This window comes from Bifidobacterium sp. KRGSERBCFTRI (genome assembly GCF_025908335.1).
In genome coordinates, this window is record NZ_CP109653.1 from 3,307,104 (window position 1) to 3,324,682 (window position 17,579).

Here is a 17,579-nt window from a genome sequence, read left to right on the forward strand (position 1 = left end):
CGCTCAACGGGGGCGAGATAACCCCCTTCTCTCTCGCCCCCTATTACCTCAATGGCTTCAGCGTTTCGGCGCTGAAGCCATTTCTTTATTCACGTTCACTGTCTATGCAGAAGGTGAGTTGCTGTCGGTACAATCGATAGCGCATATTCACAAGCACCTGCTCGACGACCACGCCTGCGGCGCAAGATGCAGGGGCTCTGTTGCAACGGAAAACGGGAAAGAGGAACCATGGCGAGACGTTGGACTCCGCAGCGCATGATGCGATTGCGGACCATTCGCATTGCGTCGAGTATGGTCACCATTGTGGCCCTGCTGCTCGGTTTCTTCGTGTGCACACGAAAAACCGTGGCGCTCGAGGTGAACGGCAAAACCACCACCGTCACCACGTTCGCGACCACGATTCCCGGGTTTCTGCGCGAACAGCATGTCAAGCTCAAGACTCACGATCTGGTGCGTTCATCCACTCCGGGCCAGCTCACCGACAACTCCACCGTCACCGTGCAGAGCGCCTACCAGACGACCATCTCAATCGACGGCCAGCAGATGCCGTTCTGGACGGTCGCCGACAGCGCGGAACAGCTCATCGCCTTCTTCGAACAGAACGAAGTGGCCGCGAACCGCATCACCGTGGACATCAAGAACGTGTATAACCAGCTCACCGGCGGACTGGTGATCAACGCCGACGGTCCGGTCACCGTGATCGCGGACGGCAAGACCTTCATTGCCCCCAACGGCAAGCTCCCCGCCGCCTCCATACTCGATTCGAAAGGCATCACGCTGGGCAAGAACGACCGCGTGAGCGTTTCGAAAGACGGCTCGCAGACCATTCTGCGCGTGGAGCGCGTGACCACCAAGGAGATCACCGAAACCGAGGATGTTCCGTTCTCCACGCAGACGATTGTGGACGACTCGCTTGAACCCGGGGCCACTGAGGTACGGCAGGAGGGCAGGAACGGGCAGAATCAGCTGCGCTACCGCGTGACCTACGTGGACGGCAAGGAGGACTCCCGCGAACTGTTGGACACCACCCCACTGTCCACCCCAATCGACCGGATCATCGCCATAGGGCCTGAACCCGTGAAAGAGACGCCCCAGAAGGAAGACAACTCCGGCGCGTCCAACGACGAAGGGCAATCCGCAGACCAATCTGCAGGCAATTCCGCGGGTACGAACGACAAGCAGTCCGCAACGGAAAACAACACCGGAGACGCCGCGGAACCAAGTGCTGAATCCTCCCCCACCCCCTCGGCACAACCGAGCCAGCAGCCCGGCGCGAAGCCGAGCGAGCAACCGACGAGCAAGCCGACGCAATCCGCACAGCCCACACAGAAACCGTCTGAGCAGCCTACTCAGCAACCGTCCGCGCAGCCCACCCAACAGCCGAAGCCCACGCCGACACCTACCCAAAAGCCGACGCAGCAACCGGAACAGCCCACGCCATCGAATTGCCGCCTGTGCAAGCCGAGTCCGAGCGCCGCGCAAGCGTATGCGGCCGGCGCCGCGGCACAATACGGGTGGACCGGCAAGAACTGGGAAGATCTGGTGAAGCTGTGGAACCGCGAATCAAGCTGGCTGTGGTATGCGGAGAATAAGTCGTCGGGCGCATACGGCATACCGCAATCCCTGCCGGGCAGCAAAATGGCACAGTTCGGCGAGAACTGGAAAGAAGACGCCGCCGTGCAGATCGACTGGGGGCTCAACTACATCGCCACGCATCCGAAGTACGGCAGTCCGAGCAAGGCGTGGGCCCACTCCGAGAAATACGGGTGGTATTAAGGAGCGCCACATGTTGGCACGCATCCGGTCTGCCCGACAGTGGTGCGGCCGCGCATGCAGCAGATGAGGACGCCTACACTTGGTATTGAGCATTTGACGGACAGGATCACACAAAGATCACACAAGGATTCGGGAGCAAGCATGGGCACAGCGCAAGCAGACGGCGGGAACCTGCTGGGAGCGGCCGATATTCGCAGAATCGCCGCCGAAGAGGGCATCACGCCGACGAAGAAGTTCGGGCAGAACTTCGTGATCGACCCCGGCACCGTGCGTAAGATTGTGCGCGAGGCGGGCGTCGACGCCGGTGACCAGGTGATGGAGGTGGGTCCCGGGCTCGGTTCGCTCACCTTGGCGATTCTCGAGACCGGCGCCGACCTCACCGCCGTGGAGATCGATCCGCCGTTGGCACAGCGCCTGCCGCAGACGATCGCCGAGTTCATGCCGAATGCGACCAACAGATTCCGTGTGGTCAACATGGATGCGCTCAAGGTCACGCCGTCGCAGTTGCCGCAGCTCGCCGACGCCGCGACGTTCACGCTGGTGGCCAATCTGCCCTACAATGTGGCGACGCCGATTCTGCTCACGCTGCTCGAACGATTCGGCAATCTCGACTCCTTCCTCGTGATGGTGCAGAAAGAGGTGGCCGAACGCCTCAGCGCACAGCCGGGATCCAAGGTCTACGGCACGCCGAGCGTGAAGCTCGCCTGGTACGGCACCGCGAAAAGCGTGGGCAATATTGGCCGCAACGTGTTCTGGCCAGCGCCGAACGTTGATTCCGCACTGGTGCGGTTCGAACGCCATGCCGCAGACGACCCGCGCAATCCCAACAACCGCAGTGTGGGGCGCGATCTGGTGTTCCGGCTCATCGACGCCTCCTTCGCGCAGCGACGCAAGACACTGCACGCGGCATTGAGGAAAATCGTGCCCTCCGGCGCATTCGAACGCGCGGGAATAGACCCGACTCGCCGTGGCGAGACGCTCGACATAGACGAATTCGTGGCGCTCGCCACCGCATGCAAGGAGCTTGAAGCATGAGCGCACCCAACGGCGCCCGATTCCAGACCCCCACGCTCCGCGCAGACTACGCCAGCGTGCATGTGGACTGCCCTGCCAAGACGAATCTCACATTGCATGTGGGGGAACGCCGTGAGGAATGGGGCGGCAGACATGCCTTGGAGACCATCTACTGCGGCGTGGGTATCTACGACACGGTGACGGTGACCGCCAAGGAACCGGGCACCGGCTTCTCCCTCGATCTCGCCGGCACTCATTTGGGAGATCTGGCCGCGTCGACGAGCGATATGCGCAGGAACCACGCCGTGCTTGCCATGTTCGCGATGGCGCAGGCCAGCGGGCACGAACCTGACGTCTCCATTAGCATAGAGAAGCGCATTCCCGTCGCAGCCGGTCTGGGAGGCGGGTCGGCGGATGCGGCGGGCACACTGCTCGCGCTCAATGCGTTGTGGAATCTCAATTGGCCGGTGGCACGACTCCGCGAGATAGCGGCCGCCTTGGGCGCCGACATGCCGTTCTGCGTCACCGGCGGCCTGGCGTTGGGCACCGGCTTCGGCGAGCGTATAAAGGATCTGACCGCATCCGACCCGCGTATCGAACATGCGGTGGGCGATCTGTTCGCAGATGCCCCTTCCGGCGATGGCGTGCACATGCTCGTCGGCGCATACCTGTCGCAGCTGAGCACGCCAGAAGTCTACTCCACCTTCGACGTGCTCGGCGCAGGAGAAGGCGACCTCAACGAGTTGCAGCACGCCGCCGTCTCGCTGCATCCGCGCAGCGGCGTGGCCATCCGCGAAGCTCAGCAGGCGGGCGCGACGAGTGCCTTCGTCTCCGGATCTGGCCCTACTGTAATCGCCGTGGTGCCTGACGACCGGGTGCGCGAGGCGACGCGCGCGGCATGGCAGGCTTCCGGGGCCGTCGACCGCATCATCGATGCACAGGCACCGGCCGCACCGCTCATGCGAGCCGAGTAGCGGGCAGCCGGACCGCCGGGCGTCAGGGCTTATGCGATACTGGAACCACCGGTTACATGTAAAGGATGGACATGGCAGAGAATAATGACGCCCGCGAAGAACGCCGGGAGTATGTGCACAGGCGCCAGACGATCGTGTTCGCGGTCGTGGGCGCGGTTCTCGTGGTCGCGCTGTTCATTTCGTCGCTGTTCCTGTTCCACGTCGGTGGTCTGGGCGAGGTGAAGACCACTGCCGAAGGGGCGGACCACGGTGTGGTGGCGCCCTGCGTATCCCCTGCCGAAGATGGCAGCAAACCGAAGTACCTCGACAGCAAATCCGTGACCACGCGCGTGCTCAATGGCACGAAGTTCTCCGGGTTCGCGAATGCCGTCGGCCGGGCGCTGCAAAACCGCGAATTCGTGGTGCAGAGCATTGACAACTACGACAATGCGAAGGTGGAGCGCACCACCATCGTGTTCGGCAAGAACGCCATTCCACAGGCGTACACGCTTGCCGCGAACTTCCCGGACGCCCAGCTGCAGATGGATGATCGGCAAGACAAACTGGTGGACGTGATTCTGGGCGCCACGTTCCAGAACCTCACGAAAACCGATGAACTGCCCAAGACCGGCTCCGAGATCCCGAACATCGAGGGCTGCAAGCCGGCGAACGACATGAAAGACCTTCCCAAGGCCCCGGAACACACTTCCGTGGGATGACATTAGCCCTCCGGCATGATTGTGGCCGGGGTGGGACCTCGCTTCGTCAAACGCTCGCTACGGCGGCTTCGACGAAGCGGGGGCGTCGGCCGGGGCCCGCACACGGCACACCGGCATTCCCACAGCGCGCTACTCGGCTTGCGAGGCATACCAGTTGTGGAGCTCGGCCACAGCGGTGTCGTGATCGACGGGGCCGTTGTCGAGACGATATTCAAGCATGTGTCGGTACGCCTTGCCCACCAACGGTCCGGGAGCGATGCCGAGTTCGGCCATGATCTCGTCGCCGTTGAGATCGGGGCGGATCGCATCGATGTCCTCCTGCTCCTTGAGCTTGGCGACGCGTTCCTCCATCTCATCCATCGCATGCTCGAACATGAGCGCCTTGCGTCGGTTCTGCGTGGTGGCATCGGCACGCGTCAGCCGATTGAGACGGGCGTAGAGCGGGCCCGCGTCCTTGACGTAGCGGCGCACGGCGGCATCGGTCCACGGTTCGTCCACGTAGCCGTGGAAGCGCAGGTGAAGGTCGACCAAGTCGCTCACCTGCTCCACCACATGGTGGTCGAAGCGCAGCGCCTTGAGCCGTTTGCGCGTCATCTTGGCACCCACCGCATCGTGGTGGTGGAAGCTCACCTTGCCTCCCGGCTCGAATCTGCGGGTCTTCGGCTTGCCAATGTCATGCATCAGGGCCGCCAAGCGCAGCACCAGGTCCGGGGCGGGCACCGGGCCATCCGGGCCGGTCTCCAATGCCACCGCGCGGTCGACTACGATCATCGTGTGGTCGAACACATCCTTGTGGCGGTGATGTTCGTCAATCTCCAAGCGCAGAGCGGGAATCTCGGGCAATACGACATCGGCAAGACCCGAATCCACCAATGCCTCAATGCCGGCACGCGGGCGGTCGGAGAGCAGCAGCTTCGTCAGCTCGTCACGCACACGTTCCGCGGAGACGATCTCAATGCGGTCGGTCATGCGCGTGATCGCCTCGGCGGTCTCGGGTTCAATCGAGAAGCCGAGCTGCGCAACGAAGCGAACCGCTCGCATCATGCGCAACGGGTCATCGTCGAAGCTCTGATATGGGTCCACCGGCGTGCGCAGCACCCGCTTGTTGAGGTCGTTCGCCCCGCCGAACGGGTCTACGAATTCAAGGTCGGGCACAGTGAGCGCCATTGCATTCACCGTGAAATCACGGCGGGAGAGATCTCCTTCGAGCGAATCGCCGTAGCTCACCTCCGGCTTGCGCGAATCCGGGTCGTACACGTCGGAGCGGTAGGTGGTCACCTCCACCTTGACCTCGGTGCCATCCGGCCGTCGGCGCATCGCACCGAGTGTGCCGAACTTACGGCCCATGTCCCAGAAGCCATCGTGTCCAAAGCGCCGCAGAATCGGCTCGAACTGCTCCGGGCGCGCATTCGAGCAGAAATCGAGGTCATGCGAGCGCCGGTGCAGCAGCAGGTCACGCACCGGGCCGCCCACCAGCGCCAGTTCAAAGCCTTCATCTGCGAACATCTGCCCCAGCTCAATCGCTTCAGGCCACACCTCGAAGTTCACGCCGCACCTTTCATTTGCGCCCGCCCATGCGAAACGCCCAATCTGCAATACAAGAACCTGACGAGTGCGCAAGAGCGGCGAAACGCCCATAACGCCACGGCTGCATGCCTTGGCCGCAGCACCCGTCATTCCGCCATCAAGCATACCGATACCCATATGCACATTTATTGAGTATGGTTGGAACCATGATCACTCCCGCAGACGTTGCTCGCATGCATGCCAACGCTGCGGTGAACCATGCCCTGAGCCCCGACGACCCGGATTTCGACCCGCTGGTGCCGGACGAACTCATGTACACATCGCAGACCACCACGGTGCATCTGAACACGGTGCTCGATGAGGCCAGGGCAGTCAAGGCGAAACTCGGGGCGGAACGGATCGAATCGGCTTCCACACAAGCGGCACATATGCCGACGCCGGCGGATATGCCGTCGCACCCGACCTCCCACGAAGCCGCGCAGGAACAATCCGGCCCCTCGGAAGACACTGTGCCGAATCAAGCGCGCGGCACACGTCGTATACCGACTCCGGCACAGGTGGCGCAGGCCGCCCATGCAGCACGCATGATGCAGGCATTGCACGCTACGCAACCCCTGTACAGCTCGCAGCCCGTGCCGGCGCAGAGCACAGCGGTTCCGGCGCACCCCATGCGCAACGCGGCACGGCGTGACCCAGGCAAACCGACCCCGGCAATGATGCCGCAGCGGCGCAGCACCGACCGCCGCAGCTCGTTCGCCTCGCTCGACGCCCAGGAACTGCCGGTGGTCCGCGAATACTCCGCCGGTGGGCTCGTGTTCGACGCGCATGGCCGCGTGGCGATCATCGCCCGGCATTCGCGCAGCGGACATCTTGAATGGTGCCTGCCGAAGGGCCATATAGAGAAGGGCGAGACGCCCCAGCAGACCGCCGTGCGCGAGATTCACGAAGAGACTGGCATCATTGGCGAGGTGGTAGATTCCATAGCCACGATAGACTATTGGTTTACCGGAACAAGTCAACGCGTCCACAAGCTGGTGCATCATTTCGCATTACGGCAGACGGGCGGCGAGCTCACCGTTGAAGGAGACCCCGATCACGAGGCCGAAGACGCCATATGGGTGGATTTCGCAGACCTCGACGATGTGCTCAGCTACCCCAATGAGCGTAAGATTGCATGGCTGTACGCAAGGAAACTGAATAGGCAGGCTTAAACGTGAATCCACACCGCACCGACCTGCGCCACACGGCACGACAGCGGTGCAAGGGCACTGCGCTGCTCACGGTGCTGTTCACGCTCATACTGGCATTGTGCACCGGCTTCGCAGTGCGCCCGGCACATGCCGAGGAGCCCGACGCCACGACGAATACCGACCAAGCCGCCAAACCCGGCGTCTCGATCACGGTCAACTCGATGACGCCGGTGATCACGCCATCCTCCGGCTACAAACTGAATCTGACCGTCACGAACAACACCGACGCGGATGTGGACCACGGCTCCATAGACGCACTCACGAACTTCACCTACAATTTCATCTCCCGCACCGACCTGCAGGAATGGGCCGAAGGCCGAGGGCAGATTCCGCTGCCCGACCTGCTTGTCACCCTGCATGTGCCGCGCATCGCCGCACACAAATCGGTGACCGTGAACAGTTCGCTGCCTGCGAGCGAGGAGATTCTCAAACAGTTCAATTCGTGGGGTCCGCGCCCGCTCGCACTCGACTACCGCAGCGATGACGGCGCGCAGACGAGCACGCTGCACAGTTTCGTCACGCGCTCGCAGGACGGCTTGCAAGGCGAGCGCACACCGCAGCTCCATATGACGATGCTGATGCCGCTCACAGCCGGCGACTGGTCGCTCGACGAGACCACACTCAAGGCGCTGCGGGCGGATCGCTCGGCGAAGACGCATGCCTCCGCCATCGCGACCTTGGACGGCAAGAGCGCCGAGGCGCTGCGCACCAAGGATCAGCTCACGCAGCGCTTCCCCCATGTGCAGGCGCTCGCGGATCCGCAGGTGCTCGCCACACTGCAGGCCCCTCACATGCAGGCGCTCATGCAACCCGCCGATTTCGACATCACCCGCTACAGCTATGCCGACAATGCGAACGGATATGAGAATGCGGGCGTCCCGTTGTCGAGCTGGGCCGCCTCCAGCTCGGTGCAGACGCTGCGCACCGTGCTCAACGACGGCGCTGCCGAACGCCCCGTCTATGCGATGCAGGGTGTGGGTGCCTGGAACACCGAGGCTCTCGATACGGCACGCATGCAAGGGTATGACACGGTGATTGCCACCCATGACTTCGATGATCAGGATGACACCGCCGCGCACACCGGCGTCTATCGCGTGCCCACCGCCCACGGCGACGTCACGGTGATGGCCACGCATCCCATGCTCTCGCAGCTGGCGGCGGGCCAAGCCACGTCGCAGGAGGCACAGGCGGAGACGAACACCGCCGGCCGGCTGCAGAGGTTCATCGCGCAGAGCGCCTTCTACCAAATGGAACAGCCGTACCAGAACCGTTGCCTGCTGGTGAGTTTCGGCCCGGATTCCTCTGCCGCGAACATCGCCGCCTTCATGGGGGCGCTGCAGGAGGCGAGTTGGCTCGATCTCACCGATCTGGAGACGCTCCGTGCCAGCGAGCCGTACATGAGCGGCGATGATGCGGCAACCGTGGCCGACACCACCACCGTCGACCCGGCTGCGTATGACACAACAACGCTCGACACGACCTTGACCACACTGGCGCACACACGCCGTGACCTCCAGCACTTCAACACCTCCGTGCTGCTCGCCGATGGCAGCATGCCGGGCGGGCCCGCGGCACAGACGGGCGATGCCAACAACACCAAGCCCGGCGACGGTGATGCCAACGATGCCGACGATGCCAGCGACAATGCCACGTCAGACACTTCCGGTGATGCGCTGGGCGCCCTGCAATGGAGCAACCGCTGGCTGCAGGCCCACGACGAGCTCGCGCTGCTGTCGCTCAATGCGAACACCGCACGTTCCAGCGCGCTCACGGCCGCCACACAGGCCATGGTCGACTATCTGCGCCAAGGCATCGGACTGACTACCCCCACCAATGTGAACGTCGTCTCCGAATCTGCCTCGCTGCCGGTGACCGTGACGAACAGCCTACCCTACCCGATCTCATTGCGCATCTCGTCGCGTACCGATTCAATGGAGATCGTCACCTCCCGTTTTGTCGACGTGAATGTACCGCCGGGCAGCGAAGCGCAGGCCACGCTGGAGATTCGCGTCTCCACCGCGGGCACCACGGTGGCCAATCAGGAGCTCGTGAATCATGAAGGCGTGCCGCTCAGCGGCATCCACACCACCACGATCACCTCGTCGCTGCAGATCAGCGACAAAAGCGGCATCGTGTTCATCATCATCGCGGTGCTGCTGGGCATTGTAGGTCTGTGGCGCCAATTCCATCGCAAGAAGGACCCCGACGAATGAGCTCTTCCATAGGACGCAATTCGCTCATCATGGCCTCGGGCACGGCCGCGAGCCGCATCACCGGCCAGATTCGCACGATTCTGCTGGCGGCCGCCATAGGCACCACCGGTATGGCAGCCAATGCCTACCAAGCCGGCTCGATGATTCCGCAGGTGATCTTCACGCTCGTCTCCGGCGGCGTCTTCAATGCCGTGCTGGTGCCGCACATCACGCGTACGCTCAACAGCGACAACGCCCAGGAGACGCTCGACAAGATCGTCACCTTCGCGCTGACGCTGCTGCTCGGCGCCACCGTGATCATCGCCGCGCTCACCCCCGTGCTCACCCGCATCTACGTGAACGGCAGCCCGGATCTCGTGGGATTGTCGATGGCATTCATGCTGTGGTGCACCCCGCAGATTTTCTTCTATGGCCTGCATATGCTCCTCGGGCAGATTCTCGCCGTGAAGAACCGATTCGGCGCCTACGCGTGGAGTTCCGTGGGGGCGAATGTGATTAGCTGCCTCGGCTTCGGCGTGTTCATTGCGATGTTCGGCAATGCGGCGCAGCAGCCGATCGGGTTCTGGACTCCCGCCACCCTTGCGCTCACCGCCGGCACCTGGACGCTTGGCGTGGCATTCCAAGGCCTGGTGCTGCTGATTCCGCTCAAACGGCTTGGCTTCCACTTCCACCTGCGCTTCGGCGTGCGTGGCATTGGCTTGCGGTCCATGGGCCCGGTGGCCGGCTGGAGCCTGGGCATCGTGGGCATTGACCAGGTGGTCAATGTGATCACCACACGCATTCTCACCAGCGCGCCGTCGATCGCCGAACGCACCCTGCATATGAACCAGTTCGACGTGGCCGGCAACGCCACCTACCAGAACGCCTACACGCTCTACATACTCCCTTACTCGCTCATCGCCACCTCCGTGGCCACTGCATTGTTCCCGCAGATTTCCCAGGCCATCGCCACCAAGGACCTCGACGGCGCCCGCACAGACCTGTCGAGCGCGCTTCGCACCGTCGGCGTCATCATGTGCTTCTTCTCGTCGGCATTCATTGTGATGCCGCTGGCCATCACGCGTTCGCTGCTGCCCACGGTGGGTGTCTCGCAGGCGTTGCTCATCTGCGGTCCGCTCGTGGGCATGAGCATCTGCCTGCCGCTGGCGAGTGCCTACCTGCTCATCCAGCGCACATTCTATGCGTTCGAAGACGGTCGCTCGCCGTTCATGTTCATGGCGCTCATGTATGCGCTGCAGCTCGTGCTCATTTTCATCGGCACCAGGGTGTTCCCTGCCACGGATTGGGCGACGATGGTGGGCCTGTGCATGTCGCTGGCGTACGTGCTGTCGTTCACTCCGCTCGTCGTGATGCTTCGCAAGCGTTTCAACGGACAGCTCGACGGCCGCCGCATCGCCGTCACGTACGGCAAGGCGTTGCTCGCCGCCGCGGTCACAATCATCATCGGTATGGCACTGCGCAACCCCGTCTACTCACTCGCGCAGGTGCTCAAACCCAGACTCGGCGTCACCGGCTGGATTCTCACCGTGCTGGCCACTGGTGTGCTCGCCGTGGTGCTGCTCGTCATCTATGTCGCCGTGCTCTGGGTGTTGAGGTGCGCGGAGCTCATGGGCATCATCGCCACGCTCAAGACACGCTTCGGGCGCAAGAGCGCGGCCCCGCAATCCGAGCCGTCCACGGCTGCCGGGGAATCCGCCGGCACCGCGCCGGCAGTCGGCCGCAGAATATCTGCAAGCACGGCACGACCTGTGGAGATGCCGCCGAGCTTCCCGCCCAGTTTCTCTCCCAGCATCCCCCCGAGCATGCCGCCGAGCTTCCCGCCGAGCATGTCCACCGACCTGCCTGCCGAACCCTATGGTCAGATCGAACAGCTTGGCGTGGTCGAGCCAATCGAGTTGGCCGAAAACCCCGTTGCGCTGCAAGATAATCAGTCTGAGGGATTATCGCGGCCGACCAGTGGCAACAGTAGAATCGAATCAGCTTATAGGAGAGCGCAAAGCACAGATGGGGAGCATATGAGGCCGCACTTAGGAGACACCGTTCTCAACCGGTACACATTGGTATCACCACTTCGCGAGGAGCCGGGACTGCAGGCCTGGAAGGCGAACGACCGCGTGCTCTCGCGCGACTGCCAGCTCTTCATTGTGAACAACAAGGCCGTGCTCAAGAACACGAACGCCGTCGCCGGCACGCTCGCCGCCACCAAGGATCCACGGTTCACCCCGGTGCTGCAGCTGCTCCACGACGGGCCGGTCGCCGTCGTGCTCACGCAACTCGACGCGGGTGTCTCGCTCACCGAATACCTGCAGCGTCCCGATTCCTCCCCGCTCAGCTACGAGGCCATGCGCACCGTGATCGGCGAGACCGGCAAGGCGCTCGCCTCGCTGCAGCGCGATCATCTCACGCATCACGCGGTCTCCACCGACACCGTGCGCATCACCGTGGGCGGCATCCAGCTCGCCGACGCGTCGATCAGCACCGCGCTGGCCGACACCTCGGGAGCCTCGCCCGCCGACAACGACGAGCGTCTCGCCGTGCGTCAGCTCGCCAGTGTGCTCTACGGCATGCTCACGCGCCGGCCGTCCACCTTCCCGCCGAAGTTCAATCTCAACGATCTGCCTGCAGATGTGCCAATGGAACTGTTCGTGATCTGCAAGCGTGGTCTCGAACTGCAGGACGGCACCACGCCGACGATTCCGCTGCTCACGCTCAATGAGCTCGAAGCACTGCTCGGCCCATACAAGCCACTGCACATGCTCACCCGGCACGATCTGCGCATCCCGAACGCGGAGGGCGCCTGCTCCGTGGTCTATGCGCCGGTGCGCCCGATTCTGCCCAGCGATCTGCTCGAACTGCCGGATTCCCTGATCTCCTCGCAGACGCTTCCCTCGCTCACGTTCGCCTCCACTGCAGGCCCCGAATTCGCCGCCGTGGAAGTGGATGACGAAGACGAGACCCCCGGCGAGAAGACGGAATCCATGCCGGCGAACTCGTTCAAGGCGCTCTGGAACAAGAGCAAGGCCTACATGGAGGGCGGAGAGGACGCGGCAAGCGCCATCCCGGAGATCTCGCCGGCCGACGCCACCGAGATGTTCTCGGCCTTCGACCCGAACGCGCAGAACGAACCGCCTATGCAACCCTCGCGCATGACCGTGCCGGTGGATGTCTCCGGCGTGCGTGACGGGTCTATGGATGCAACGCGCGGCGTCACCACCACGGGGCGCATCCCGCTCATCGACGACCAAGGTAACGAAGTGCCGAACGGCACCGAATCGCAGCGTGCACTCGAGGAGGAGCGGAAGGCAATCGACGCCGCGTATGCAGCCGGCACGCCGGCGCTGCCGCCGAGCTTCGCACCGCAGAGCAATCCGGGCGCGAACACCAATCCGCCGCGCGCCTTCACCACCACCGGCGAGGAGAAGAAGCGCAGCAAGGGTGCCACGGCGGCCGTCATCGTCGTGATCGTGGCTCTCGTCGCCGTGCTGGGTGTGGCGATCCACAGTCTGGCAACTGGCGGCACGCTGTTCGGCTTCGGCAAGCAGAACACCAATTACTGGCCGAGCGACGCCGACATCGAGAAGGTGCCGTTCGGCACCCGCTCCGGCGAAGATGTGCAGAACAAGTCGAAGGAGCCGTCCGAAGAGGTCAAGCCCACCCCGACACCCACGGAGACGAAGAAGCCCGAGAACACCACGGCCTACCCGGTCGCCTCGCAGCGCTTCCTCGACCGCCCAGGTGGCCAGCAGGGCTACGGCTATTACATTCACCTCGACAAGAAGGAGGACGTCTCCAAGATCGTCATCAAGATCCAGTCCTCTGGCGGCAAGGGCTACATTCGCGTGAACACGAACGGCGACCCGAACGCCGGCGAGCAGGTGGCCGAGTTCACGTTCGCCGAAGGCGGCACCACCGAGGTCAAGCTCGACAAATCGGTGAACACGCAAGACATCGTGATGTGGGTGCCCATCGATTCACTGCCCGGCAACCAGCTGTACATCAACTCGATGCAGGCGTTCTAGCACGCGGTCTTGCGGCCTCAGGGAAACAATTTCGCGGGGGTGTGGTTTTTGCCACACCCCCGCCGGCATCTTTCAATCGTTACGGGATGTCAAGGGCGAAATCGCAACTGTGGAAAACAGCCATATGTGCATGAGAATATGCGGGAATGGACGAAATCTGACATCCCGTAAGCCACAACGACATCCCGTAAGGCATAACGCGGGAGGAATAATCCAAAACCCGCGCCTATTGTGGGAGTCATGAACAGCACAGCAACAGTACATAACGTCATCATTGTCGGATCGGGCCCCGCCGGCTATACGGCCGCGATCTATCTGGCCCGTGCAGGTCTCAAGCCCGTCGTCGTCGCAGGGGCGCTCACCCCGGGCGGCCAGCTCATCAACACCACGGAGGTCGAGAACTACCCCGGCTTCCCCGACGGCGTGATGGGCCCCGACCTCATGGAAAGCATGCAGCGGCAGGCCGAACGCTTCGGCGCCGAGATCGTGTTCGACGACGTGGAATCGGCGGATCTGCAGGGCGAACTCAAATCCGTGCATTTGAGCGGCGGCCAGGATCTCCAGACGCGCACGGTCATTGTGGCCACCGGATCGAATTACCGGCATCTCAACGTGCCTGGCGAACTCGAATATTCCGGCAAGGGAGTCTCGTATTGTGCGACGTGCGACGGCTTCTTCTTCCGCGGCAAGCCGATTGTCGTGGTGGGCGGCGGCGACTCCGCGATGGAGGAGGCGAACTTCCTCGCACGCTTCGGCTCGTCGGTCACGCTGATCCACCGTCGCGACGAGTTCCGCGCCTCCCAGATCATGGTCGAGCGCACACGCGAGAATCCGAAGATCAACCTGCTCATGAACACCGTCGTCGAACGCATCAACGGCGACGGCAAGGGAGTCACGTCGCTCGATCTGCGCAACACGGCGACCAACGAGACCTCGAAGATCGAGGCGAACGGCGTGTTCGTGGCGATTGGCCATGTGCCACAGACCGGTTTCCTCGGAGGCCAGCTCGATCTCGACGACCATGGCTATATCCGGATCGACGAAACCTCCACCGGCGCCACCCGCACGAGCGTTCCGGGCGTATTCGCGGCCGGAGACTGCGCGGACGCCATCTACCAGCAGGCCATTGTCGCCGCCGGATCGGGCTGCCGCGCCGCCCTTGACGTCCAAAGCTACCTGGAAGACATTCCCGAGGGCATCTAAAATGCTGGCTTAACTTGCCGCAAAGTTGAAAAGACAACTCTGGAGTGGGAATCTGGTCGTTCCGACAATTGGATATGTGAGAACGACCAGATTCCCACGGCCCGCCGGGTTACCCAAGCAGATCGATGATGCGCTGCATCTCCTCGGGAGATGAGAACACAATCTCAATGCGGCCATGCTGTTCGGAGCCCTTGATCGAGACCTTGGTGGCGAACCGTTCCGAAAGGTGCTGCTGAATCGGAGAACCGGCCCACGGGTTGTTGCGGTTCGTCTTCGGCTTGCGCGTCTCCTTGTTCGCGCTCATCGAGACGATCTCCTCGACACTGCGCACTGAGAGACCCTCGTCTATGATGCGCTGGGCGAGCTGCTCCATCTCCTCATCGGTGTCGAGACCGAGCAGGGCGCGCGCATGGCCGCTCGACAGCTGCCCCGCCGCGACCTTCTTCTGCACGCTTGCCGGCAGATTCATAAGGCGGAGTGTGTTCGCAATCTGCGGGCGCGATTTCGAGACGGACTGTGCGAGCTGCTTCTGTGTCAGCCCGAACTCGTCGATCATCTGCTGGTATGCGGCAGCCTCTTCGAGCGGATTCAGCGCGACCCTGTGCAGATTCTCGAGCAGTGCGTCACGCAGCATATACTCGTCGGACGTCGTCTTCACAATGACCGGAATCTCGGTGAGTCCCGCCAACTGCGACGCACGCCAGCGCCGCTCGCCCATGATGAGCTCGTATTCGCTGTCCATGCGCCCGGCGAAACGGTCTGCGGCATGCTCCTCGGATTGCCTGCGCTTCGCCTCGTCAATCTGCTCCTGCGGGCGTTTGCGCACGACAATCGGCTGCAGCACGCCCACTTCCTTGATCGAGTCGGCGAGCTCCTGCAGTTCCTCCTCGTTGAACGTGGTGCGCGGCTGGTACAGATTCGGTCCGATCTGATTCGGATTGAGCTCCACCAGATAGCCCCCGGCGACCGGCTTGAGCTCAGGCGCCTCGCTCTCCTCTTCCTTAGGCTTCGCCGTGTCCGCCAGCGGGGTGCCGTCGAAGAACATGTCGCTCGGGTGGTGGGTCATGGATGAGATCGCAGGCATCGTCGCGCGCTTGCCATGCGTTTTCACCGGGCTCGACGGGCGGTCGGGCTGCTGGGCCGCATGGTGCTCCGCCGCCTGTGGCTGCAGTGTCATCGGCGCGGACAGCTTGTTCACCGTCTCCGCATGAATCGTCATCGCGCCCATTGAGGGGATCGTCGAGCTTAGCGGCGAAATCGGCCCGTCGACGTCCGCATAGGCCTCGGGGTCATATGGGGCCTTCTTTGGCTCCGTTGCAGCCTTGGAGGGCTTGCTGGGTGCCTTTTTAGCCGCCTTGCGCGCTGTCGTCTTCTTCGCGGGTTCCGGCTTCGTCGGTTCAGGCTTCGCGGCCTGCGCTTCGTGCTGGAACTCCTGCTCGTCGGGAAGCGTGGGGAACAGTGCGCCGAGTCCCCTGCCCAACCGTGATTTCGATGCCATCAGTTCTCGTTCCTCCTCGACGCAATGGTTTCCAGCACAATCTGAGAGCGTTCATTGATCTCGTAGGCGGCCTCGCGGTACGAGATGGCACCGAGTCCGCGCGGATCGTACGTGATCACCGTCTCACCGAAGCTCGGCGCCTCGGAAATCTTCACGGTTCGCGGAATCGTCGTGTCGAGCACAATGCTCGGGTAGTGCGTTTTCACTTCCTGGTACACCTCGCGGCTGAGCAGCGTGCGCTTGTCGAACATCGTCACCAACATCGTGGAGACGAGCAGCAACGGGTTGAAATGGGTCTGCACGAGGCCGATCGTGTTGATGAGCTGCCCAAGACCCTCCAGCGCATAGTATTCGGCCTGGATCGGAATGAGCATCTCGTTCACCGCGCACATCGCGTTGATCACGAGCAGCCCCAGGCTCGGCGCGCAGTCGACGAACACGTAGTCGTAGTGGATCTCGGATTCGTCGAGGAACTTGTCGAGCGCCTCGTCGAGCAGATCGTTTCGGTTCGGCAGATCCGAGATCTCCAGTTCCGCGCCGGAGAGGTCGATGGATGCCGGGACCACCTGCAACGTGGGGAATTCAGGGCAGGTCTGCATGACGTCGGCGATGCCCGCGCGCCCCTCGATGACGTCGTAGACCGAAGGGTCGCCCGAATTGTGCTTGGCGCCGAGCGCGGTGGATGCATTGCCTTGCGGATCCATGTCGATCACGAGCACGTTCATGCCGGCCAACGCGAGCGCTGCCGCCAGATTCACCGTCGTGCTCGTCTTGCCCACGCCGCCCTTCTGATTGGCGACGGCGATGCGCCGCGTCTGCGCGGGCTGCTTGAACTTCAGTCGTTCCAATGCATGCAGGCGCGTCGATGCATCCGCGATTTCCGAGCCGACACCGGAATTCTCATGGTCGGAAAAGATTCGCGCAATGGTGTCTTCGGCGCTTTCGAACTCAGGGCTGCTCCCTTGGTGTGTCACGAAGATTCCTCCTCATATCGCAATGTATCCAGTTTCTTCGTGCATACGGACAAACATGCCGTGTTTTGTTTCATGTGAAACGTGTCGTTTCCGCATTCGACCCAGCGCGAAGTTATCCACATCTCCTGTGGATGATTGTGGATAACCGGTGGATAACCCACCCCCATACCAATCTCAGAAATCGGCTATTTTTCAATGGTTTTGCAGATTTCCACAACTCAAGAACACGCCGATGTGCACATTGTGGACAACTCTGTGGATAACCAGAATGCCCCGCCACTACATGTAGTGGTTGAGCCGCTCGAAATCTCTATGAACCTTGGTGCATCCAATGGGTCCGGTAGATGGTCGTCAACGATGGAGTTGGTGGGGTGGGCGCGAGGCTCCGGCGAGGTCGAGGAACGTAAAGGGCGCTTGCAATCCAGCGACGAAG

At 62.6% G+C, this 17,579-nt stretch carries 11 protein-coding genes; 8 read left to right on the forward strand and 3 right to left on the reverse strand.

The genetic code is table 11. The features are described from left to right. Positions 1 to 228: 228 nt before the first annotated feature. The 4 genes from OGI63_RS13900 to OGI63_RS13915 all read left to right on the forward strand — a co-directional run bounded on the left by OGI63_RS13900 (position 229) and on the right by OGI63_RS13915 (position 4,462). Positions 229 to 1,776: a G5 domain-containing protein gene (locus OGI63_RS13900; RefSeq protein WP_004218988.1), complete on the forward strand. Its 1,548-nt coding sequence runs from the start codon at positions 229 to 231 to the stop codon at positions 1,774 to 1,776. Between the two features lie 141 nt (positions 1,777 to 1,917). Next, positions 1,918 to 2,811, forward strand: coding sequence for a 16S rRNA (adenine(1518)-N(6)/adenine(1519)-N(6))-dimethyltransferase RsmA (rsmA, locus tag OGI63_RS13905; RefSeq protein WP_004218989.1), 894 nt, complete (start codon positions 1,918 to 1,920; stop codon positions 2,809 to 2,811). Beyond that, positions 2,808 to 3,764, forward strand: a complete 957-nt coding sequence (locus OGI63_RS13910; protein WP_004218990.1) for a 4-(cytidine 5'-diphospho)-2-C-methyl-D-erythritol kinase — start codon at positions 2,808 to 2,810, stop codon at positions 3,762 to 3,764. Before rsmA ends, OGI63_RS13910 begins: the two co-directional genes overlap by 4 nt. A gap of 71 nt (positions 3,765 to 3,835) precedes the next feature. Further along, positions 3,836 to 4,462 (forward strand): LytR C-terminal domain-containing protein, encoded by a 627-nt coding sequence (locus OGI63_RS13915; RefSeq protein WP_004218991.1) that lies wholly within the window; start codon positions 3,836 to 3,838, stop codon positions 4,460 to 4,462. A gap of 129 nt (positions 4,463 to 4,591) precedes the next feature. Here OGI63_RS13915 and OGI63_RS13920 read toward each other — a convergent pair whose 3' ends face one another. Next, positions 4,592 to 6,010 (reverse strand): CCA tRNA nucleotidyltransferase, encoded by a 1,419-nt coding sequence (locus tag OGI63_RS13920; RefSeq protein ID WP_004268865.1) that lies wholly within the window; start codon positions 6,008 to 6,010, stop codon positions 4,592 to 4,594. A 185-nt stretch (positions 6,011 to 6,195) separates the two neighbouring features. On the opposite strand from OGI63_RS13920, the gene OGI63_RS13925 reads away from it, so the two are divergent. The 4 genes from OGI63_RS13925 (at position 6,196) to trxB (ending at position 14,674) form a co-directional block, all read left to right on the forward strand. Continuing rightward, on the forward strand, positions 6,196 to 7,200 hold the full coding sequence (locus OGI63_RS13925; protein WP_004218995.1) for an NUDIX hydrolase: 1,005 nt from the start codon (positions 6,196 to 6,198) through the stop codon (positions 7,198 to 7,200). A 2-nt stretch (positions 7,201 to 7,202) separates the two neighbouring features. Next, positions 7,203 to 9,452: a DUF6049 family protein gene (locus OGI63_RS13930; RefSeq protein ID WP_004218996.1), complete on the forward strand. Its 2,250-nt coding sequence runs from the start codon at positions 7,203 to 7,205 to the stop codon at positions 9,450 to 9,452. Then, on the forward strand, positions 9,449 to 13,471 hold the full coding sequence (locus OGI63_RS13935) for a murein biosynthesis integral membrane protein MurJ (protein WP_004218997.1): 4,023 nt from the start codon (positions 9,449 to 9,451) through the stop codon (positions 13,469 to 13,471). Before OGI63_RS13930 ends, OGI63_RS13935 begins: the two co-directional genes overlap by 4 nt. Positions 13,472 to 13,711: 240 nt before the next feature. Further along, on the forward strand, positions 13,712 to 14,674 hold the full coding sequence (trxB, locus tag OGI63_RS13940) for a thioredoxin-disulfide reductase (protein WP_004218999.1): 963 nt from the start codon (positions 13,712 to 13,714) through the stop codon (positions 14,672 to 14,674). A 109-nt stretch (positions 14,675 to 14,783) separates the two neighbouring features. Here trxB and OGI63_RS13945 read toward each other — a convergent pair whose 3' ends face one another. Both OGI63_RS13945 and OGI63_RS13950 read right to left on the reverse strand, forming a co-directional pair. After that, positions 14,784 to 16,172 (reverse strand): ParB/RepB/Spo0J family partition protein, encoded by a 1,389-nt coding sequence (locus tag OGI63_RS13945; RefSeq protein WP_004219001.1) that lies wholly within the window; start codon positions 16,170 to 16,172, stop codon positions 14,784 to 14,786. Next, on the reverse strand, positions 16,172 to 17,146 hold the full coding sequence (locus tag OGI63_RS13950; RefSeq protein WP_004219005.1) for a ParA family protein: 975 nt from the start codon (positions 17,144 to 17,146) through the stop codon (positions 16,172 to 16,174). Before OGI63_RS13950 ends, OGI63_RS13945 begins: the two co-directional genes overlap by 1 nt. Positions 17,147 to 17,579: the final 433 nt, after the last annotated feature.